21 protein-coding genes are annotated in these 21158 nt (G+C 69.0%); 17 read left to right on the plus strand and 4 right to left on the minus strand.

Features of this window, described 5'->3' with window-relative positions:
- Nucleotides 1–16: 16 nt before the first annotated feature.
- On the plus strand, nucleotides 17–1738 hold the full coding sequence (locus AC3WSN_RS13875; protein WP_492538575.1) for a hypothetical protein: 1722 nt from the start codon (nucleotides 17–19) through the stop codon (nucleotides 1736–1738).
- 204 nt (nucleotides 1739–1942) lie between these two features.
- Here the strand turns inward: AC3WSN_RS13875 and AC3WSN_RS13880 are convergent, their stop codons facing one another.
- The 3 genes from AC3WSN_RS13880 to AC3WSN_RS13890 form a co-directional block, all read right to left on the minus strand.
- Complete coding sequence (locus tag AC3WSN_RS13880) at nucleotides 1943–2512, minus strand: type 1 glutamine amidotransferase domain-containing protein (protein WP_091681534.1); 570 nt, start codon at nucleotides 2510–2512, stop codon at nucleotides 1943–1945.
- Nucleotides 2513–2549: 37 nt separating this feature from the next.
- Entirely contained in the window at nucleotides 2550–3632 is a 1083-nt protein-coding gene (locus AC3WSN_RS13885; protein WP_091681536.1) for a catalase family protein, read from the minus strand.
- Nucleotides 3633–3756: 124 nt separating this feature from the next.
- Nucleotides 3757–4161 carry a phospholipase A2 family protein gene (locus tag AC3WSN_RS13890; RefSeq protein ID WP_426315672.1) on the minus strand — a complete coding sequence of 135 codons (405 nt, stop codon included), beginning with the start codon at nucleotides 4159–4161 and terminating at the stop codon, nucleotides 3757–3759.
- Nucleotides 4162–4534: 373 nt separating this feature from the next.
- On the opposite strand from AC3WSN_RS13890, the gene AC3WSN_RS13895 reads away from it, so the two are divergent.
- The 11 genes from AC3WSN_RS13895 (at nucleotide 4535) to AC3WSN_RS13945 (ending at nucleotide 11591) form a co-directional block, all read left to right on the plus strand.
- Nucleotides 4535–5611: a catalase family protein gene (locus tag AC3WSN_RS13895; protein ID WP_492538579.1), complete on the plus strand. Its 1077-nt coding sequence runs from the start codon at nucleotides 4535–4537 to the stop codon at nucleotides 5609–5611.
- A 318-nt stretch (nucleotides 5612–5929) separates the two neighbouring features.
- Nucleotides 5930–7441: a hypothetical protein gene (locus AC3WSN_RS13900; protein ID WP_492538581.1), complete on the plus strand. Its 1512-nt coding sequence runs from the start codon at nucleotides 5930–5932 to the stop codon at nucleotides 7439–7441.
- Nucleotides 7442–7447: 6 nt separating this feature from the next.
- Nucleotides 7448–7753 carry a hypothetical protein gene (locus AC3WSN_RS13905; protein ID WP_492538583.1) on the plus strand — a complete coding sequence of 102 codons (306 nt, stop codon included), beginning with the start codon at nucleotides 7448–7450 and terminating at the stop codon, nucleotides 7751–7753.
- 25 nt (nucleotides 7754–7778) lie between these two features.
- Nucleotides 7779–8246 carry a hypothetical protein gene (locus AC3WSN_RS13910; RefSeq protein ID WP_492538585.1) on the plus strand — a complete coding sequence of 156 codons (468 nt, stop codon included), beginning with the start codon at nucleotides 7779–7781 and terminating at the stop codon, nucleotides 8244–8246.
- A 3-nt stretch (nucleotides 8247–8249) separates the two neighbouring features.
- Nucleotides 8250–9050: a phage head-tail connector protein gene (locus AC3WSN_RS13915; RefSeq protein ID WP_492538587.1), complete on the plus strand. Its 801-nt coding sequence runs from the start codon at nucleotides 8250–8252 to the stop codon at nucleotides 9048–9050.
- Nucleotides 9044–9529: a hypothetical protein gene (locus AC3WSN_RS13920; RefSeq protein ID WP_492538588.1), complete on the plus strand. Its 486-nt coding sequence runs from the start codon at nucleotides 9044–9046 to the stop codon at nucleotides 9527–9529. Before AC3WSN_RS13915 ends, AC3WSN_RS13920 begins: the two co-directional genes overlap by 7 nt.
- Nucleotides 9526–9978: a hypothetical protein gene (locus tag AC3WSN_RS13925; protein WP_492538590.1), complete on the plus strand. Its 453-nt coding sequence runs from the start codon at nucleotides 9526–9528 to the stop codon at nucleotides 9976–9978. Before AC3WSN_RS13920 ends, AC3WSN_RS13925 begins: the two co-directional genes overlap by 4 nt.
- Nucleotides 9979–9989: 11 nt before the next feature.
- A complete protein-coding gene (locus AC3WSN_RS13930) occupies nucleotides 9990–10220 on the plus strand; it encodes a hypothetical protein (protein ID WP_492538592.1) in 231 nt (76 codons plus the stop codon).
- 35 nt (nucleotides 10221–10255) lie between these two features.
- Nucleotides 10256–10993: a hypothetical protein gene (locus AC3WSN_RS13935; RefSeq protein ID WP_492538594.1), complete on the plus strand. Its 738-nt coding sequence runs from the start codon at nucleotides 10256–10258 to the stop codon at nucleotides 10991–10993.
- On the plus strand, nucleotides 10990–11391 hold the full coding sequence (locus AC3WSN_RS13940; RefSeq protein ID WP_492538596.1) for a hypothetical protein: 402 nt from the start codon (nucleotides 10990–10992) through the stop codon (nucleotides 11389–11391). The genes AC3WSN_RS13935 and AC3WSN_RS13940 overlap by 4 nt, the downstream gene beginning before the upstream one ends.
- Nucleotides 11392–11402: 11 nt before the next feature.
- Nucleotides 11403–11591: a hypothetical protein gene (locus AC3WSN_RS13945; RefSeq protein WP_492538598.1), complete on the plus strand. Its 189-nt coding sequence runs from the start codon at nucleotides 11403–11405 to the stop codon at nucleotides 11589–11591.
- Between the two features lie 169 nt (nucleotides 11592–11760).
- On the opposite strand, the gene AC3WSN_RS13950 is transcribed toward AC3WSN_RS13945, so the two are convergent.
- Nucleotides 11761–12846, minus strand: a complete 1086-nt coding sequence (locus tag AC3WSN_RS13950; RefSeq protein WP_492538600.1) for a DUF4238 domain-containing protein — start codon at nucleotides 12844–12846, stop codon at nucleotides 11761–11763.
- A gap of 218 nt (nucleotides 12847–13064) precedes the next feature.
- Here AC3WSN_RS13950 and AC3WSN_RS13955 point away from each other — a divergent pair, with 218 nt between their 5' ends.
- The 5 genes from AC3WSN_RS13955 (at nucleotide 13065) to AC3WSN_RS13975 (ending at nucleotide 21049) form a co-directional block, all read left to right on the plus strand.
- On the plus strand, nucleotides 13065–16241 hold the full coding sequence (locus tag AC3WSN_RS13955) for a lysozyme (RefSeq protein WP_492538601.1): 3177 nt from the start codon (nucleotides 13065–13067) through the stop codon (nucleotides 16239–16241).
- Nucleotides 16241–18571 (plus strand): baseplate megatron protein TIM-barrel domain-containing protein, encoded by a 2331-nt coding sequence (locus AC3WSN_RS13960; RefSeq protein ID WP_492538603.1) that lies wholly within the window; start codon nucleotides 16241–16243, stop codon nucleotides 18569–18571. Before AC3WSN_RS13955 ends, AC3WSN_RS13960 begins: the two co-directional genes overlap by 1 nt.
- Entirely contained in the window at nucleotides 18568–19179 is a 612-nt protein-coding gene (locus tag AC3WSN_RS13965; RefSeq protein ID WP_492538605.1) for a DUF2460 domain-containing protein, read from the plus strand. The genes AC3WSN_RS13960 and AC3WSN_RS13965 overlap by 4 nt, the downstream gene beginning before the upstream one ends.
- On the plus strand, nucleotides 19176–20042 hold the full coding sequence (locus tag AC3WSN_RS13970) for a phage/gene transfer agent baseplate hub protein (RefSeq protein WP_492538607.1): 867 nt from the start codon (nucleotides 19176–19178) through the stop codon (nucleotides 20040–20042). The genes AC3WSN_RS13965 and AC3WSN_RS13970 overlap by 4 nt, the downstream gene beginning before the upstream one ends.
- A gap of 662 nt (nucleotides 20043–20704) precedes the next feature.
- A complete protein-coding gene (locus AC3WSN_RS13975; RefSeq protein ID WP_492538609.1) occupies nucleotides 20705–21049 on the plus strand; it encodes a DUF6894 family protein in 345 nt (114 codons plus the stop codon).
- Nucleotides 21050–21158 lie beyond the last annotated feature (109 nt).

Raw genomic sequence — 21158 nt, forward strand, 5'->3', positions numbered from 1 at the left:
CCCGCCGGAGCCCCTCATGCCCGAGCTGTCCCTGTTCCTGCCGCTGACGAAGGTCGATGCGGCCAACCGGCTCGTCTACGGCCTGGCTACCGCCGAGACCCCGGACCGGGCCGGCGAGGTCTGCGACTACGCCTCGACGAAGCCATTCTACGAGAAATGGTCGGGCGGGATCGCCAAGGCGACCGACGGCCGCTCGCTCGGCAACCTGCGGGCGATGCACGGCAAGGTCGCGGCCGGCAAGGTCACGCAGATCGCCTTCAACGACGACGCCAGGCAGATCGAGATCTGCGCAAAGGTGGTCGACGACGCGGAATGGAAGAAGGTCGAGGAGGGCGTCTACACCGGCTTCTCGCAGGGTGGTGCCTACGCCAAGCGCTGGCGGGGTGAGGACGGCCTGATGCGCTACACGGCCGATCCGAGCGAGGTCAGCCTCGTGGACCTGCCCTGCCTGCCCGCGGCGACCTTCCAAGTGCTGAAGGCCGACGGCGCGGCCGAGACGCGGGCGTTCGCCGCGTCGGTGCGCATCGCTCCGCCGCCCGAGCCGACCAACGCGGACATCCTCGCCGAGGCCGGCGAGCTGGCCGCGGCGGCCGGTCGGCCGGGCGAGGTCGGCGATTTCGTGGCGCCGGCGCGCGAGGCCCTCATGAAGGCCGCCGAGGCGGAGGCGTTGGCCAAGGCGCGGCCCGTCCCCGAGGCATCGGGCTCCGCGCCCGCGAGCGAGGGCGAGGTCGAGCAGGTCTGGAAGGCGAAGGACGGCAGCACCTTCGCCAAGAAGGCAGACGCGCTGGCGCACAACGCCCGCGCGGACGCGGACGCCTCGGCCCGGATCGCGGCCGGCCCGGTGCTCGACGCGCTGTCCGACCTGGGCAAGCGGCTCGGGGCCGCGGACGGCGAAGCGGTCGCCTCCGGCAGCGCGGAACAGCCTCCGGAGCGACCGCGCAGGCGCGCCCACGCCGAAGTCGGCAAAGCAGCTGACGGTTCGGACCTCGCCAAGGACCTCTACGGCGTGTCGCGATTGGCGGTGCTGCTGAGCGAGATCAAGAGCATGGTCGGCTCGGCGGTGTTCGACGTGGTCTACGCCGACGGCGACGCGGCTCTGCCCCGGCAGATGAAGGCCTGGGCGCTTCAGGGCGTGATCCTCCTGCAGGCCATGGTCGCGGCCGAGATGGCGGACCTGATGGACGACGCGCCGACCGACGCCGCGATGGCGCTGGCCGCGGGACCGCTTTCCGACGCCGCCTACGACGCGCTGGTGAAGGCGGTCGCGCCCGACAGCCCCGCCGGTCGGGCGCTCGCCAAGGTCGGCGCACGCAACAGCCGGGCGGATCAAGAGCGGATCCAGCGCATGCACGACGATGCCTGCGGCCTTGGGGCGACCTGTACATCGGCCGAGAAGGCTGCCTGCACCGACCTGACCAAGGGCGGCGATGCGATCGAAGCAGTGCGGGCCGAACTTGCCAAGATGATCGGCCAGCGCGACGCGCTGCAGAAGACGCTGACCGACGAGGTGCTGCCGCAGATCGCGGCGCTCGCGAAGATGGTGGGGGATCAGCCTGTGCCGCGCCATCTCGTGGGCCGCGCGATCACGAAGGGCAGCGAGGGTGATTCCGGTTCATCTGACATCCCGTCCGCGGACGCGATCCGCGACCACCTGGCCAAGATGAGCCCGGAGGCGCGCGCGGATCTGCTGATCAAGGTCTCACACCAGAACCCGCAGCAGCTCGCGCTCGCCCGCTGAGACGGTCAGATCGGCTGCATGCGTAAGGTCACTCGCGACCGCTTGCGACCCAACCCAGTCATTGCTGTGAGGAAACAGAGCTCCATAAAGCAGCCATCCGGTGTGTGCTTCAGCACCGAACGGCTGCTAGTCTGGGAAAGTGGTGTTCGGTCGACCGGCTTGAGCGCCGGAGCTCGCCTATGCCGAAGCCGACGTGAGACGGCCTCAGGCGCTGCGGGCCTGCTCCGGATGGCGCCCTTCCGCGAACTCCTCGACGATCTTGGCGCAGAACGCCGGCAGGTCCTTCGGGTTGCGGCTGGAGACGAGGCCCTTGTCGACCACCACCTCCGCGTCGACCCATTCACCGCCCGCGTTACGGATGTCGGTCTTCACGGTCGGGAAAGAGGTAAGCTTGCGCCCCTTCACGACGTCGGCCTCCACCAACGTCCAGGGCCCGTGGCAGATGACGCCGACTGGCTTGGCCTGCTGGAAGAAGTCCCGGACGAAGCCGACCACGGCCTCGCTGCCGCGGAGCTTGTCGGCCCCCACGCTGCCGCCGGGGATGACGAGCCCGTCGAAGTCTGAGGCGGACACGCCGTCGATGACCTTGTCGACCGGATACTTCCCAGCCGGGTCGAGGTCGTTGTTGACCGTCTCGGCCTCGCCCGCCTCAAGCCCGACCACCGTGACGGTCGCGCCGGCTGCGAGCAGCGCCTCGCGGGGCTTGGTGAACTCCGGCTCCTCCGTCCCCCGAGGGGCGATCAGGATGGCGATGGTCTTGCCCTGAAGGGTCATGGTTGGCTCCTCTGTGCGTGGCGGAAAGGGGTCGGCGTCAAGCCGGAATGCTCTCCGGTGAGGCGGTGTTCTCGGCGGTCACACCGTTCTCCCGGTGGCGGAAGTCGCTCAGCGCTCGGTAGACCTGAAGCCGCGCCCGCATCACCGAACCGAGCGGCTGATGCGCCGCGAGGCTGTGCGCGGGGCGGAAGGTCATCACCTCGTCGAAGTAACGCACCCGCTCGGGGGAATAGGCGTCCTGCCGGGGCAGGCGGAGCGTTGCCACCGTGCGGTACGGGCTGACCGCGACCGGCCAGTCGACCGAGGCATCCTCGATGGGCTGGCGCTCGGCATCGGCCCAGAGCTGCGCCTTCAGCTCGTAGACCACGTCGGACTCGCGGAAGAACGCCGCCGCCGCGTTTCGAAAGCCGTCCTCGTCGCCGTGCGGGTCGAGCCGCCATTCGGCCAGGTCCAGCTGCGCCTGCGAAGCCGGGACTGCACCAAGCTTGGCGACGTAGTCGCCGAACCGCATCGGAGCCTGACTGAAGTAGCTGTCGGCGAGCGGGTGGCTGTAGGGATGGCCGAGGAAATCGGCCATGGCACTCTCCGTGCCGAAGGCGTGCAGCACGCGGTTGAGGTTGCGCGCCGTGGCGGCGACCGCGCTCTTCACGCCCTCTGGCAGGCCCGTCGATTTCCCGATGACCGTGCCGTCCCGCAGGAAGCCCGCCGCCGTGCCCGACGGGAAGGTCGTGCCGGTGGCGAGCACGAAGTCTTGGGTCTCGACATCGTGGCCCGGCAGCTTCTCGCCGGGCACCTCGAAAACTTTGATCGACATGCCGCGGTGGGTCGACACCCGGTCGCCCAGGATCTCCCCGGGCCCTTGCGCGAAGCGCACCGCCACCTTGTGCGTCCCCGGTTTGGCGAACAGGCCCTGTGCGAGTTCCGGAGGCAGGTTCTCCGGGACGACCAGCTCCCCGACGACGCAGGCCGAACTCTTGGCGTGGCTCGCACGCACGGCGCGGTGCTCGCGCTTCTCGACGACCTGCGACTGCTGGGTCATCCCTTGGATGATCCCATCGATGGACTTCTGCTCGTCCGGTGCGGGCGTCTCGATGTCTGGCGCGTAGCGGAGATAGGCCATGCTCGTTCCTCGGAAGAGGGTCTAAGGGCAGACGGTACAAGTCAGAGGCCGGGCGTCGTCGGCCAACTGAAGGGGCAGCGCCTGCATGCGTGACGCGACGATACCGATTGGCTTAAAGTGGGGACTAGCGGGTGTACGCTGCCCAAGCCTTTCCACCCTGGCTTCGAGCAACCTCCGTCTCGGTCGCGGGCTCACGGGCCGACATCATCATCGAGGCACCCGCTGACACCAAGCCTGCCATGGCCCTTAGTTCGTCCGACTGCCGGGGGTCGCGCGAGATGGCGTCCGCCTCTTTCTGGAGGCGCAGGTTGCAGGCCTTCGTGGCCAACCCGCCATCGGGGGTGCATGCATCGTGTCGGGCGCAGGCCGCATCGAGCGCGTCCACCGGAGCCGCAGGAGCGTTGTTGCCTGGTCCGCAGTAGTTGCCGTGAATCAATACCGCCCGTGCCGTATGGCCTGCGGTCTGGGCCGAAACGGGCCAAGCCAGGAAGGCGAGGAGTGGAAGACTTAGGGCGAGCTTATAGTTCATTGTGGGGTCTGCCCCTTCGACCTCTAGCCACAGTGTGCTTGCACCAAAGTGGCTTCCATTGCGATTGTCGCGGGAGAAGCCCCTCCACCGGGCTCTGGTTCCGGACTGGTCGCAATGTCGCAACCTGTCGCGTCGTTCCGGTTCGGCGGGTGCGGACGGTATCGAATTAGGGTGAGCACTTTTTGGTCTTCACTCGAATGCAGCGCCACTTTGTAGGGGCGCTTGCCCGCGACGAATGAAGAATACAGCCGGCGTTCTCAAGCGTCGGCTTCTGCCTCCGCGGTACGTCTTGTCCACCGCGTGATCATCTTTGGGAACGCCGCACCGAGAACGTCGTTCATCCCGGCGCCACACCCATCCGGAGCCATCGAACTTGCAAGCGCCCGTCCGCTACAGCCCTCACGTCGAACAAGTCGGTTCCAATGAGGCGGCAACAATCGACAAGTTGAACGAGACCTTCGACACGATCCTGCGAACGGTCGCCGATCATTCGGGGCATGCCGTCAGATCGGTCCATGCCAAGTCGCACGGTATCCTGGAGGGGACGCTGACGGTGGACGCTGGACTGCCCCCCGAACTGGCCCAGGGCCTGTTCGCCACGCCCGGCAAGCACAAGGTCTACATGCGGTTGTCGACCAACGCCGGCGACATCCTCCCCGACGCAGTTTCCCTGCCCCGCGGCGTCGCCCTCAAGGTGCTGGACGTCGAGGGCGAGCGCCTGCCGGATGCAGAGGGGACGACCCAGAACTTCATCATGGTCAACGGCAAGGTGTTCCAGGCGCCGAACACGGAGAAGTTTCTGGGCAGCCTCAAGCTGCTGGCCGGTACCACGGACCGCGCCGAGGGGCTGAAGGTGGCCGCCTCCACGGTCCTGCGGGGCGTCAACAAGGCCCTGCACGCGGTGGGCATCGACAGCCCCACCATCGGTTCCCTGGGCGGCGCGCCCAATGTCGATCCGCTCGGCGAGACCTATTACAGTCTGACCCCGTTCCGGTACGGCGACTACATCGCCAAGTTCTCGCTGGCCCCCGTCGCGCCGGCTCTGACCGCCCTGACCGGCACTGAGATCGACGCCTCCGGCCGCCCGAACGCCATCCGCGAGACGGTGCAGTCTGAGATGATCGGCATCGCCGGCGAGTGGGAATTCCGCGTGCAACTCTGCCGTGACCTCGAACGCCAGCCGGTCGAGGACCCGACGGTGGAGTGGAAGGAGGACGAGGCACCGTTCCAACGGGTCGGGATCGTCCGGGTTCAGCCGCAGGACAGTTGGGACCCTGCCCGGGTCCAAGCGGTGGACGAGGAGATGCGCTTCAGCGTGTGGACCGGCCTCGCAGCGCACCGACCTCTCGGCAACATCAACCGCGCCCGCAACGCCCCCTACCGGCATTCGGCCGAGTTCCGCGAGCGATTCAACCGCTGCCCGATCCACGAGCCGGGCGCGGTGCGCTGAAGCGACATCCTGAAGTTGCAACTGCTGCAGGCCTCAGATCGGGCGCAACGGCGATGTCTGCTTCATCGCTAAACCGCTCGAAAGCGGTCAGGCGGAAATCCACCCAAGGCAGACCGTCGGCCTTGAGACCGACAGCCCGACGTAGACCGCCCGGCTCACCGCACATCGACCACTCTCGACGCGCCGCGGGTCCGGGGACGGATCGCGCGCGTCACTCGACGGGCCACACGGCCTATTCCCCCCTCTACGTCCGATGTCGCGCGCCCCGGGGACGGGTCAGCGCCGGCGCGGCCGTGCATCCGCACCGGATCACGCCCCATGACCCAGCACGTCGACGTCCTCGCCCTCCTCAAGGAGGCGCAGTCCAAGCCGCTCACCGACCCGATCCTGGCCCAACTCGGGATCGACCTGCAGAAGTCCACCTTCGCGCAGGGCACCTCGCCGACCTCCGGCCTGACCTTCTACGACCTCGAACTCGGCGCGAAGTCGCTCTACCCGGTGCTCACGCCGCTGCGGAACGCCATCCCGCGCGTTTCGGGCAAGGGCGGCATCCAGGCCGCGTGGCGCGCGATCACCGGCATCAACGTCTCCGGGATGCGCATCGGCGTCTCCGGCGGCAACCGCGGCGGCGTGCAGGTCGTCGCCACCGCCGACTACACCGCCAGCTACAAGGGCATCGGCATCGAGTCGAACGTCGAGTTCGAAGCCCAGTACGCCGCGCAGGGCTTCGATGACGTGCGCGCCATCGCCGCCCGCACCGGCCTCCAGAGCCTGATGCTCGGCGAGGAGGCCATGCTGCTCGGCGGCAACACGTCCCTGTCGCTCGGCACGACGCCGACGCCGACGCTGTCCGGCGCAGCCACCGGCGGCGCACTCGCCGCCCAGACCTGGTCGGTGATCGCCGTGGCGCTCGCCCTCGACGGCGTGATCAACGGTACCGTCGCGGGCGGAATCCAGGCGACCATCACCCGCACCAACGCCGACGGCTCGACCGACGTGTTCGGCGGCGGCGCGGCTGGGCGGTCGGCCGCCGCCACGGTCGCGACCACGGGCGCCACCGGATCGATCGCCGCCTCGGTCACCCCCGTACCGGGCGCGCTCGGCTACGCGTGGTTCTGGGGCGCGGCCGGCGCCGAGGTGCTGGGGGCGATCACCACGATCAACTCCGTCCTGATCACGGCTGCGGCCGCGGGCACCCAGACCGCCGCCTCGCTCGGCACGGTCGACCGCTCGACCTCGGCTTTGTCCTTCGACGGGCTCCTGACGCAGGCGTTCCGGCCCGGCTCCGGCGCCACCATCGTCACCCTGCCGCCGGGCAGCGCGGGCTTCGGCACGCCGCTCACCGCCGACGGCGCCGGCGGCATCGTCGAGATCGACGCGGTGCTGAAGTCCATGTGGGACATCTACCGGCTCTCGCCCGACACGATGTGGGTCAACAGCCAGGAGGCGCTGAGCATCTCCCGGAAGATCCTCACCGGCAACGCCAGCTCGGCCTACAAGTACGAGATCGCGGTGACCCGCGACCAGCTCGGCGGCGGCTTCATGGCCCGCACCTACCTGAACCGCTTCTCGATGGCGGGCGGCTCGACCCTCGACATCAAGGTGCACCCGAACCTGCCGGCGGGCACGATCCTGTTCACCACCGGCACCCTGCCGTACCCGATCAACAACGTCGGCAACGTCATGCAGGTGCGGACGCGGCAGGACTACTACCAGATCGAGTGGCCGCTGCGCTCCCGGAAGTACGAGTACGGCGTCTACGCCGACGAGGTGCTGCAGCACTACTTCCCGCCGTCCCTGGCGGTGATCACCAACATCGCCAACGGCTGAGCGCCCATGGCCGCGCCGCTCGCCCGCATGCTGCCGCCCGGCGACGGGCGCCCGCACACCACGGTCGCCAACGGCCGCCCCTACCGGGGTACGGCCGGCACCGTCCTCGACGTGCCGGTCTTCGACGCGCAGGTGCTGGAGGCCAACGGCTGGATCCGCGCCGGCGCGCACGCGCTAGCCGGCCCGACCGCGGGACGGCCGAGCGCGCCCTCCGTCGACCAGCTCTACTTCGACACCACCCTGTCGCTGCCCGTCGTCTGGGACGGGCTGGCCAAGGTCTGGCGCAACGTCTGGACCGGCGCCCCGGCCTGACGCCCTACCCCTGCAGGAACCCGACATGATCAAGATGCGCGCGCCCGCCGGGTTGACCGGCTTCTCGCACCAGGGCCACGCGCTCGAACCGGACGCGGACGGCGCGGTACACGTCGATCCGCGCCACCGGCTCGATTTGGAGGCCCACGGCTTCACGCCGTGGGACGATGCCGTAGCGGCCCCGGTGTCGGCCACGCTCGGGGCCCTCGACGGGGATCGCGCCCGGCTGGTGGCGCTGTTCACCGAGACGGTCGCGGCGATGCCCGACGAGGACGTGGCGCGCATGATCGCCGAGGCGGATCAGCGCCGGCGCCTGGAGCAGGAGGACGCCGAGCGGATCGATCCGGCCAAGGTCACCGCCGCGGACATCGACGTGATGAAGCGCCACGAGCTGTTCGCCTTCCTGAGAAAGCGCGGCATCCGCGTCGTGCCGCCGGTCGACAACGACACGCTGCGGACCAGGGCCCGGGACGCCCTGGCGCCCGCCGCCTGAACCATGATCTGGCCGAGTCCCCACGACCTCGTGCGGCTCGCCGATCTCGGCGTGCAGGAGGATGCCGACGGCTCGGTGCAGCGCCTGATCACGGCGGTGAGCCGCATGATCCTGGCCGCGCTGAACCGCCCCGCGATCCTGCCGCGGCGCTACACCGAGGTTCGGACCGGGGGTGCGGGTCGCATCCTCCTCGCCAACTGGCCGGTCACGGGGATCGAGATGGTCACCGTCGGTTCGACCGCGATCGCGGCGGCCGAGGACGCCGGATCGTGTGGCGGCTACACGCTTCAGCCCGCCGATGACGCCCCGCCTGGCCGGCCGCAGGTGGTCACCCTTCCGGGGCGTCCCGGCTGTGCGGCGGTCACGGTGACGTACACGGCCGGCTACCAGATCGCGGTCGGGCCCGTGCCGCTCCCGGGCAGCGCGCCGTGCACGGTGTATCCGGACCAGCCCTACGGCGCCTGGGCCTGCGATCTCGGCGTGGCCTTCGGCTCCGGCGCGGCGCTCACCCAGGTCGATCGGGATCCCGCGCAGGGGCAGTACGCCGTCACTGACGCGGGCGGCTACCTATTCTCGGCCGAGGACGTGGGCGAGGCAGTGGCGATCACCTACGGCTACGTCCCGGCCGATCTCGCCAACGCCGCCCTGGACTGGATCCGCGACCGCATGGCCTACGCCGAGCGGGTCGGCATGCAGTCGAAGTCGCTCGGCGGCCAGGAGACCGTCTCGTACCGGATCGCGGCCGTGCCGGACTTCGTCTCGGCCGCGCTGCAGCCCTACCGCGCGGTGGTGCCGCCGTGCTGACCGAGATCCAGGTCGCGGAGACCCGGGTGGTCGCCCGGTTCGACCGGATGCCCGACGCCGTCCGCGCCGAGATGGTGAAGGCGGTCCAGGTCGAGCGGCTGGTGCTGGAGGCGCTGATCAAGCACAAGCTCTCCGGCGAGGTGCTGAACGTGGTCACCGGCCGCCTGCGCCGCTCGATTGTCTCGGATGTCGAGACCCGCGACGACGCGGTGACTGGCACGGTGAGCCAGTCGGGCGACGTCAAGTATGGCGCCCGCCACGAGTTCGGCTTCACCGGCGCGGAGGCCGTCGCGGCGCACGTGCGCACGATCACGCAGGCCTTCGGGCATGCCATCGCCCCGCGCGCGGTCGACGTGCGCAGCTTCACCCGCACCGCGAACACGCCGGAGCGATCGTTCATGCGTTCGTCCCTCGCCGACCGGGCTGAGGCGATCGTGGCGGCGCTGAAGGGTGCCGTGGCCCGAGGAATCTTCGGGTGAGCGCCCCGCTCGGCCCGCGCAACGCCGCGGTGGTCGCGCTCCAGAAGGTGGTCGCCAGCGCCTACGCGTGGAAGTCGGGCCCGACCCGGCGCCTGAAGCTGTTCGCCGACGTGCCGGCGACGCAGCGCCCGGCCGTGTTCCTGCACGAGGGCGGCGACGAGAGCTACGCGTGGTCGTTGGGCGCGGTGCCGCGGCGGACGATCGAGGTGAGGATCTTCGTCTATATCGACGCCCGCGACCCGCGGGTGGTCGGCGCGGCGCAGCTCAACGACATCATGGACGCGCTTGACCAGGCTCTCGCGCCGTCCGGCGCCGACCTGGCGCTGGGCCGCACCACGCTCGACGGCACGCCGTACATGGTCCGCATCATCGGCCGGCCGGTGAAGGTACCGGGCGACCTCGACGGCGACGGCCTCCTCGTCGTGCCCGTCGCAATCGAGCTTCCCTGAAGGAGCCCTCCATGCCGACCGACGACGATGCGGGCGCCGCCGTGGCGCTGCAGCCCGAGACCGTGCGCGCGGACGGCCCGCCGATCCGCGGCGACACGCTGGCGGCGCAGATCGACAACCTGCACGCCGACATGCTCGGCGGCACCGCGCTCGGCCACCACACCGCGCTGTGGAACCTCGTCCACGCCTTCAAGGAGCGCGTGAAGGCGCTGGCCACCGAGCTCGAGCGCGCCGCGCCCTGACCGCGCCGCCCCGCCCCTCATGAGAGGAGATCCGCATGTATTCCTTCGGCTCCGGGGTCCTGATCGGCACCCGCACCGACATCGCCAACGCGACCCCGGTGAACTTCGGCCTCGTCCAAGAGGTCACCATGGACGAGACCGCCACGATCAAGGAACTCTACGGCCAGCAGCAGCACCCGCTGGCCATCGCCCGCGGCACGATCAAGACCACCGGCAAGGCCAAGGTCGCCCGCATCTCCGGGCTGGCCATGGCCTCGCTGTTCTACGGCGTCACCCCGGTGCCGGGGCAGCTCATGACCGCGTTCGGCGAGTCCGGCACGATCCCGGCCGGGTCGCCCTACACGGTGACGGTCGCCAACGCTGCGACCGCGGCCGACGATCTCGGCGTGCTGAACGCGCTCACGGGGCTGCCCTTCACCAAGGTCGCCTCCGCGCCGGGCGCCGGCCAGTACAGCGTGGCGAACGGCGTCTACACCTTCGCGGCCGCCGACCAGGGCAAGATGCTACTGATCAACTACACCTACGCCCTGGCCGGCGCCGGCCAGCACTTCACCGTGACCAACCAGCTGCTCGGCACCACGCCGACCTTCCAGGCGCAGTTCTACACGACGTTCCAGGGCAACGCGGTGAACGTGCGCTTCAACAACTGCACGTCCTCGAAGCTCGGGTTCGGCACCAAGCTCGAGGACTTCGTCATGCCGGAGTTCGACTTCAGCGTGTTCGCGGACGCGGCCGGCAACGTCGCGACTTGGTCGTTCGGGGATGTCGGATGAGCGCCGATCCGCGGCCGCTTCCGGCCACCATCATGCTCGGGTCGAAGACCTGGACCGTCCGGCCGCTGACCCTGCGGCAGGTCGAGGCGCTGGAGCCGCTGGTGGCGCGCGGCTCGGGCGAGAGCCCGTTCGCCTACGGGCTCGCGGTGGTCAGCGCCGCACTCGCCCGCGACCACGAGCCGGACATCGCCGGCCTGCGCGACCTCGAGGCTACGAGCGCCGATCTTGCCGAGGCGACCCGCGCCGTGCTGATCCTCGCGGGCTATCTTCCCAGTTCCTCCGCGGGTGCCGACCCGGGGGAAGCGCGGGCGGCGCAGGGCGCCGCCTCGACCTCGACGCCGTCTACGGCCGGATCTGCACCGTCACTGGATGGTCCCTCGACGCCGTCGGCGAGCTGACGCTCTGGGACGTGCGGCGGCTCTACCGCTACTGGTCGGCCCATCCGCCGGTCCACGAGCTGGTGGCGGCGTTCATGGGCGTGAAGGCTCAGGCCGAGCTGCCGCCTCCCGCTGCAGCGGCTGTAGCCGAGGCTGACGACCCGAGCGGCATCGGTGCGATGATCCTGCGCTTCCCCAACGGGCAGGTGAAGGCACAATAGAGCCCGTGGTCGATACGCCCGGGTTTCGGAAGACAGCTTAAAACCTTCCACGTGATACCCTCTTCGGACATCGAGTTAGCCAATCATTAGATCTCGTTCCTCCAAGAAGAAAAGAATCACCTACAAAAACGTGTGTTCATTCAGGTGAATTCTCTTGCTCCGATTCAGACTAGCGTTCCGGAAGTGGATCCCCGGTGACTTGAGAAACTACCATCTCAACAGCTTCTTTAGCGCCAGCGACCCATCTCCGACTCCTCGCCGCGGATTCGTAGTTCAACGCGCTCGGCTCATAATCCCGGGCCGGCCTTGATTTGATGCCGTGAGGGGTTGATCCCGTGGCTGGCGAGAGCATAAGTGCCGCGCCGCTACTGAGTGGTAATCGCAGCCCAGTGCCGAGTTGGCCGGGATCGAATAGCACGCCTTGATCGCCTAGAACAAAGCTCTGTGGAGGAGCTGTTATCAGGGTCCAATCGAGATTAAGAAGAGCGTCACGCAGCTTTTTCCGCCCGTCCGGCGCCCTAATCAGATCCGTAAAGGGAAGCTGGATCATCCCCCCCTTCGCCTCCAACGCAAGTTGGATTCGAACGATTTCGAGTGCTGCTTTCTTCTGCCCAAGACTGCGAATGTGCTCGTATTCGCTTTTTTGCACGAGATCGCCCAACAATAATTGAAATTCGTCGAAATTATTTGTGCAAAATGCTTCGACAAAGACTCGCGATAGAAATTGCTGAGCAGTGCGCGAATAATCGAACAGTCGCTGGGGATCTCTCATAATCTGAAGGGCAAAAAAGTCAGCTAGATCTCGCCTCCCATCCTCGGAAAAATTTCCCGAAAGAACAGAAGTCATTATTATTGCGCCATCGTTATCGGCCTTCATGAGGTCTTGTGTCTCGATCGACGTGTCATCGATGCCATCGGGATCGAGAGTGTATAAATCAAATATCTTCATGATGATTTTTGAAGATCGGACTTTCACATTCCCCTGTTCCCGATCGTACGCATAGAGCTTCCCGTCGGTATCTTTGAAGCGCCGGATCCAAGATTGCGTGATGAAATGATGTTCACGGGGTGGCTTTTTTATAGTCATTGACGATTTCCAAATTTGAGAAACAGCGGTTGCTGCTGCTACGCTGCTTTCTGATTGGCCTGAAGAGAGTGGCCAAATGCTCTCTAACGTCTGCCGCGCACTGACCGTTCGATCCTCAGCCTTGTCGACAGTGCGACAAACAATGGCAGGCTGCAGCGCAACGGACATGCTCATAACCGGGCCTGAAATCGATTCCCACCCGCCGCGGTTGGAGTTTCCCGTTCTCAAAGCAAACCTTAAGCGGACCCTCCTTGGATCGACAATGGGTAGTCAACGGTTGGGGCTATGACGTCCGCTTCCACGCATGGTTGCTCACCAGCGGACCGGCGGCAATCCACTCCTAGCAGCCGGTCGTCCGGTCAACCCGATCGCGTTTGAGCCCGACCATGGCCGACGACATCCAGGTCCGCTTTGGCGGCGACGCCGGCGGCGTCCGCGCGGCCGCCGATCAGGCCAAGGGTACGATCCAGGGCTTCGCCACGGCGGCCCGTGGCCAGAACGCGACCGCGCGCCAGAGCTACGATGAGCTGAAGGCCGCCATCGATGCGGCAACCGCATCGCTGCGGCAGATCCAGGCCAGTGCCGAGAACACGTCCGCGCTCGCCACGCAGGCCCGCGCCGTGGCGGCACTGGTCGCCGCCTACGAGGGCCTGCGCGCGGCCGACGAGGCCGTGTCCGGCGCGACCGGCCAGACCTACACGGCCGTCGGAACCGCCATCTCAGCGACCGCGACCGCGGCCCGGTCCGGCGCCACCGCGCTGGTGGAGTACGCCTTCAACGCGCTCTCGGCCTCGCGCGCCCTCGACGTCACGGCCCTGTCGACGCAGGGGCTCACCGGAGCGATCGAGCGGCAGCGCGGCGCCTTCCAGGAGTGGCGACGCGGCTCGCAGATCTACGGCTCGGGCCTGCTCGAGGTCGAGGGCCGCAGCATCGCCGCCGCCGGCAACATGGACCGGCTCCAGGCCGCCGCGCAGGCGCGTGGGTTCGAGAACGCGACCCGGATGCTCCAGGCGTTCACCCTGGAGCTGACCAAGGTCCCGGGCATGACCGACCAGGGCGCGGCCTCGATCGAGGCCATGCTCGCCTCGGTCCCGAGCTACACCGGCTCGGCCAACGCCTCGATCGTCTCGCTGATCGCCATGATGGCGTCCTCCGAGGACGAGGCGAAGCAGATGGCGTCGTCACTGACCGCGGCCATGCGGGATCCCGCCGCCGCGGGCGGGCCGTATCTCGCGGCGCTCGGCGGCGTCTCGCGCGAGCTGCGCGCGCAGTTCGACCTCGCGCGCCAGAACGGCAACGCCAACCAGATGCAGGCCGCCATCCTGTCCGCCCTGGTCGAGCGCGCCCGCGCCTACGGCAACGAGATGACCCGGTCGCTCCAGGAGCAGCTGAAGAGCTTCTCGGCGCTGGGTCCGCTCGCCGGCCTGTTCGCCTCGCGCCTGCGCGGCCAGGTCGACGAGGCGAACCGGGTGACCGAGGCGCTGGAGAAGCAGCTGGAGGTCATCGAGCGCCGCAACGCCACCCTGGCGCGGACGCCGCTCAATGTGGAGCAGCTCACCGACGCCACCGCGGGCCTCCTCGGCAACACCGCGCAGGCCGGGATCGATCAGGCGACCGGCCGGATCGATCTGCTGCGCCAGCGCCTCCAGGGCGCGACCGGTGACGCCGCCGCGCTGATCCGGAAGTTCGAGGGGTTCAGCAGTTCGGCCTACCGCGACAACGACGGCCGCTTCCGCGTCGGCTTCGGGTCGGACACAACCACCGGCGCCGACGGCCGCGTCAGCCCGGTGAGCGCCGATTCGGTCACGACGCGGGAGGATGCCGAGCGCGATCTCGCCCGCCGCCTCGTGGAGTTCCAGACCGAGGCCGCCGCGCAGGTCGGCGGCGCCTGGCAGAACCTGTCCGACCGGGCGAAGGCCTCCCTCACCTCGGTGGCCTACAATTACGGCTCGCTGCCGCGGGACGTTACCGCCGCGGCGCGCGGCGGCGACGAGGGCGCGCTCGCCGCCACGATCCGCGGACGGTCGGGCGACAACGGCGGGATCAACGCGGGGCGGCGGAACCAGGAGGCCGACAACATCACGGGCGGCGCGACGGCCGAGGCTTTGCGCATGCAGCTCGACCTGCGCCAGCAGCTCGAGGACCGGCAGGCCGGCGGCAACGCCCTCGACCGCGAGGCGCTGGCCACCGCGCAGGCCAATGCCGCCGGGCGACGCGACGAGGTCGCCGCCCAGGAGCGGGCGAACGACGCCCTGCGCCGGCAGCTCGACGCGACCACCGACCTTTCGGCCCGCACGGCGCTCCAGACCCGGCTGGCGCAGGGCGAGGCCGCGTTGGCCGAGAAGCGCGTCGCGCTGACGCGTTCGGAGGCGAGCCTTCAGACCGCCGAGATGGAGACCGGCTCGCGCGAGCGGCTGCGCATCCTCAACGACGCCCTGACGGTCGAGCAGGGGCTGCACGCCCGCGGCACCGCGGCCTGGAACCAGCTCGAGGCCCAGAAGGTCGCCAACACCCGGGCGGTGGAGCAGGCCGAGGCGCAGGAGCGCGCCACCGCCGAGGACACGGCCTACCAGAACGCCAAGCGCGTCCTGGAGGACCGCATGCGCGACCTCCGCCAGGAGGCGCAGGAGCGCGGCCTCAGCTTCGCGGAGCGCCAGGCCGAGACCGGCGCCGTGCTGGGGCAGATCGAGGATCTGGAGCGCGAGCACCAGCGCAAGCTCGCCGAGATCTGGGGCCAGGGCACCAGCCAGTACCGGCAGGCGATGGCGCAGCTCGACCGCCTCGCCGCGGAATCGGCGAGCCGCCGCGCGCAGGCTGAGCGCGAAATGCAGAAGGCCGAGTACCAGGACACCAAGCGCACCTACGAGCAGATCGGCTCGACGCTCACCGGCAACGTCTTCAGCGTGATCCAGGGGCAGACCACGATCGCCCAGGCGGCGCGCAGCACGGCGCTGTCGATCGTTCAGAGCTACGTCCAGGCGCGGGTGAAGCTGATCGCCGACTGGCTCGCGGGCGTCTCGGCGCACCAGGCGGGCGAGGTCGCCAAGACCGCCGCCACCACCGCGGGCGTCGCCGCACGGACCGGCGCCGAGGAGACGGGCGCGGCCTCCGCGTTCGCCACGCAAGCCGGCGCGATGGTGAAGTCGATCATGGCCTCGGCCTCCGAGACCTTCGCGGGCATCTTCGGCTTCCTGTCGCCGCTGCTGGGTCCCGCCGCGGCCGGCCCCGCGGCCGCCGGCGAGGCGACCGTGGCGGCCGCCGCCGCGGCGATCCCGTCCTTCGCGGTCGGCGCGTGGTCGCTGCCCAACGACATGGTCGCGCAGGTGCACAAGGGTGAGATGATCGTGCCGGCCGGTCCCGCCGGCGCCCTGCGCGCGGCCATGGGCGGCAGCCCGGCCCCGAGCCTCGCGCTGAACCACACCACGCAGATCAACGTCTCGGCGCTCGACGGCGCCTCGGTGGCCGACTTCTTCCAGAACCATTCGCGCCCACTGATGCGGGCGATCAACCAGGCGGTCCGGCAGGGCGCGCATCTCGGCCTGTCGCGGCTGGGACCTGGTTGATGGGGCCGGTCTACGCCGTGATCGACTACATCACCGGCTTCAACCTGCTGCCCGCGACCGGGGAGTTCGGCTACGACCCCCTGCCCTACCGGGCCTCGCGCTGGCCGCCCTCGGCGGCCGAGCGCCCGTTCAAGCCGATCAACACCTACGCGGCGCCGGGCTCCGGGAGAACGGATTACAGCCTCGCCCTCGACGCGCTGGCCGAGCAGGTGCCCGGCTGCACCACGGTCAACCTGCTCGTGGCGTGGTTCGGCTCCTCGATCGATGCGCGCGTCTGCAGGATCTACCCGTCCACGATCTACATCGACGGCTCGTTCCAGCGCGTGGACGGGCCCGAGCCCGTCGAGGAGAACTGGCAGGTCTCGGGCCTGACGCAGCTGTCGCGGGCCGCGTCCGGCGCGCCGATCCTGATTCCGATCACCACCGTCGACGGACACGCGGTCTACGGCGGCACGCCGTCCGACCAGAGCGTGGTGCGCTGCCTGCGCGACCTGCGGGCGCGCGGCTACCGCGTCGTGTTCTACCCGTTCCTCCTGATGGATTGCCCCGGCTTCCCGTGGCGCGGGCGCATCGGGCTCGACGCGGACGGGAATACGGCCGCCGCCGCGACGGTGGCCCGGATCCTCGGGCCGGCGAAGCCGTCCCAGTTCACCCGCGATTCCAGCCGCCTTACCGTCGGCTATTCCGGCCCGGCGGATGACTACACGTTCCGCCGGATGATCCTGCACTGCGCCAACCTGTGCGTGCTGGCCGGCGGCGTCGACCTGTTCCTCCTCGGCTCCGAGCTGCGCGGACTGGAGGCGATCCGCGGGCCGGGCTGGACCCGGGCCGGCACGACCGGCGACGACGGCACCGTCACCTGGGACTATCCCTTCGTCGACGGGCTCGGGCAGCTCGCCGACGACGTGCGCGGGATCTTCGACGCGGCCGGTCTGACCCGGGACGCGGCGGGCTTACGCAACCTGATCACCTACTCGCCGGACTGGTCGGTGTGGATGGGCGTGCAGCACCCGGGCGAGGCCGGTCGGTGGCCGCATCTCGACCAGCTCTACGGCCGGGACAGCATCGACCTCGTGGCCTTCGACAACTACCTGCCGCTGTCCGACTGGACGACGGAGGGCGGGCTCGACGCGGCGAACTGGACGGCGCCCGCGCCAGACCGGAGCCGCTGGCCGCCTGGGCCCGACACGATGAACGGCCTCGGGCTCTCGGGCGAGCCGACCCTTTATTCGATGGCCTACCTGAAGCGGAATATCGAGGGCGGCGAGAAGTACGACTGGTTCTACGCCGACTCGGACAATCTCGGGATTGGCCTCGATCCCCTCGGCTCGGATCAGCAGGTGTCCCGGCCGACCGGCGACCGTGTGACCCAGACCCGCAGCCGGTACTATCCGGGCCAGGAGATCCTGGCCAACAAGCAGCTGCGGTGGTGGTGGAAGAACCCGCACCGCGCCGTCTACGACACCGGCGACGGCCAGGGCTGGGTGCCCCGCGGACACATCACCCGATGGGTGCCGCAGTCGAAATCGATCACCACCGTCGAGTACGGCTTCGGCTCGATCGACCGCGCGACCAACCAGCCGAACGTGTTCTACGATCCCAAGAGCACCGAGAGCTTCACCGCGTTCTGGTCGGTGTGGGACAGCGCCGACGGAGCGACCTACACGCCGAGGCGGGACGACACGCTCTGCGCGATGGCCCTGCGGGCGGTCTACGAATTCTGGTACCGCGACGGCCACAACGAGGTCTCGGCCGCCGGGCTGCCGATGCTCCAGACCGCCTTCTTCGCGGTCTGGAACTGGGACGCGCGACCGTTCCCGACCTTCCCGCTGCGGTCCGACGTCTGGGGCGACACCCTCAACTGGCCGGCGGGCCTTTGGGTCAGCGGCAAGGGCCCCGCCCTCCCGCCGCCGCGGTCCGACCCGTCACCGGTTCCGGGGCCGTACCCGACCTTCCCGACTCTCTCCGGTCAGGCGTGGTCGGTACGCTACGCGCCGACGTTCCGCACCGGCGCGGCCGCACACGTCTCGGGCCGGGAAGCGCGGGCAGCGCGGGCACGCGCGCCGTTCTGGGAGATCGAATTGGCCTACGATGTCCTCGCCGGTGGCGGCTTCGCGATGGGCGGGCTCGCCGGTGACTTCGAGCGCCTCGCAGGCTTCTACGGCCAGGTCGCCGGACGCGCTCTGCCGTTCCACGTCGCCGTGCCGCCCGAGCTCGGGGCGGGATCGAGCCTGCTCTTCCGCTTCGCCGACGACGACCTCGACCTGGAGCAGTTCATGGCGCTGCTGTTCGCCACCCAAGCCTTCCGGCTCGTGAGCGTGCGCGGGTGAGCGAGACCCCGCCCGCCTTCCCCGCGCTGCCGGGCCAGGGCTGGTCCGTGCACAAGCGCCCGACCTTCGCGACGCGCCTCGCCCCGCACGTCTCCGGCCGGGAGGTGCGCGCCAGCCTATACGCGGCGCCCCTGTGGGAGTTCGAGGTGACCTTCGACGGGCTGGCCACGGGCGCGGCCTTCCCCGGGCTCGGCGCGAACTCCCTGCAGGCGCTGCTCGGCCTATTCCTGCGCTGCCAGGGCCGCTTCGGGACGTTCCTCTACACGGATCCGACCGACAACGCGGTCTCGGCCGGCGCGATCGGCGTCGGCGACGGGAGAGCACAGGCGTTCCAGGCGCTGCGCACGCTCGGCGGCTTCTCCGAGCCGGTGGGCTGGGTCACCGCGCTGCGCGCCGTCATCGTCGACGGCGTGCCCGCCGAGGGCTGGAGCCTCGCCGCGCCGAACCGGATCGTGCTGCCGGCCGCGCCGGCCGCGGGCGCGGTGATCGGCGCGGAGTTCAGCTTCGCCTACCTGTGCCGCTTCCTCGACGACGTACAGGACTTCGAGAACGTCATGGCCGGGCTGTGGAAGGCGGAAGGGGTCAAGTTCCGGAGCGTACGGACGTGAGGCCGGCCGATCCCGCACTCGTGGCGTACCTCGCCGAGATGCGCGCGCGGGCCGACAAGCGGCTGCTGATGGCGGACTGCTTCACCTTCACGCTGCTGTCGGGCCTGATCCTCGCCTACACTGACGCCCACGTGCCGATCGCGCTGAACGGCACCACCTACAGCGCCGATTCGGTTCTGGTGGACGGGCTGCGCTACCGCTGCACCACTGGCCTCGACGTCGATCAGCAGCGGATCACGGTCTCAGCGCGCCTGACCGACACGGTCGGCGGCGTGCCGTTCCTGGTAGCCCTGCGCGAAGGCGTATTCGACGGCTGCACGATCCGGCGCGATCGGGCCTTCCTCACCGCCTGGGACGCCCCGCCGATCGGCGGCGCGACGCTGTTCACCGGGCGCCTGGCGAGCGTCGACCAAGTGGGGCGGACCTCCGCGACCCTGACGGTGGCGAGCGAGCTGACGCTGCTCGACATCGACCTGCCGCGCAACGTCTGGCAGCCGACCTGCAACCATACACTTTACGATACCGGCTGCCGGCTCGTGCGACAGGCCTATGCCTCGGCCGGGACTGTCGGCGACGGGGCGAGCACGACGTTCATCCCCTGGGCCGGCGCGAGCGAGGCGCATACGCAGGGCACCGTGACGTTCACGTCGGGCGGCAACAACGGGGTTTCGGCCACGATCAAGCTGGCGGACGCCGCCGGGTTGACGCTGACCTACCCGCTGCCGGCGCTCCCGGCCCCGGGCGACAGCTTCACGGCCTACCAGGGCTGCGACCACACCCTGGCGACCTGCCGGTCCAAGTTCGCCAACGAGGCGAACTTCCGCGGCTTCCCGTTCGTGCCGACGCCAGAGGCTGCGTTCTGACGGGCAGAACCGGCCGCTGACCGACCGATTGCGACCCTACCCAGCCGTCCCAATCCCCGTCAGCGCTTCTCCAAAGCGGTCGTTCGTCGGTCGTACAGCAACTTCCGCAGAGGGTGGGGAGCGGAAGTTGGCTCAACGCCTTAGAGCGGACCTTCGGTTCTCTCTACGCTCATCCCGTTCGTCCGCGACGCTCTCGCTGATCTCCCAGGCGGCGCCACGAGCCGCAATGAGGTCAGCCAGCGTACACAGGTAGCCGCGCCTTCAGACACTGCTTCTCACAGCCGCGGCGAACACATGGTTGAATGTGCGCCGGCTCAGAAGCGGCCAGGTTGGGCCCGTGACCGATTGGAACGCCCTCCCGCCTGCCGAGCAGCGGCCACAGCTTGCCAGAGAGATGCAGATCTCGCGGAGCCAAACCTTAATGGCCCGGTCCCGCACCATGGAAGCCCTGGCAATATCCCGTGAACTCCTGGCTGTCCCAGTCTATGGACCCATGGACCAAAGGGCATCCGCAGACGTGGCCGTAAGTGAGCCTGATCTTGGCAGAGACTTTCGGGCTGGATGAGCGTAGGATGTTGGGATCACCGGCCCGTTCCCGAACCTGTAGGCGCTGGTGGCTGAGAGAGATGTGTGCTCCCGCCTGCGTTGCGCGGAGCAACACGATGCCCGATCCCGATCACGAGCGGCGCTCTCTGGCCGAGCAAGCCAAGTCTCTCATCCAGGCCGTCCGGTCGCCCAAGCTTGCCGCATGCCGACCAATGCCTCGATACTTCTTTCACATCGATAGAAAGCAGCGCCACGTCGACACAGACGGAGTTGAACTTGTGGATTTAGAGGCAGCCAGGAAGGAGGCGTTGAGGATCATCGGCGAGTTGATGGTCGACAACTCGATGGGCGACATCTGGTCTGGCGGCGAATGGGTCATGACGGTTGCCGATGAAAATGCACAAGAGCTGTTCAGCATTCGGCTCTCGACGTCTCAACGGAATGGTGCAGGTTCCGACTAGGCCCTCCTTGTGCGGCGGCACTCACTGGGCAGTAACCCATGGGCGGCTTTAACCCGGGTGCTGCAAGTCCTACCGCGCGACGGGCTGATCTCGCTGCGGGGACGCCGCC

The organism is Methylobacterium sp. FW102-HT35C08 (assembly GCF_058790235.1).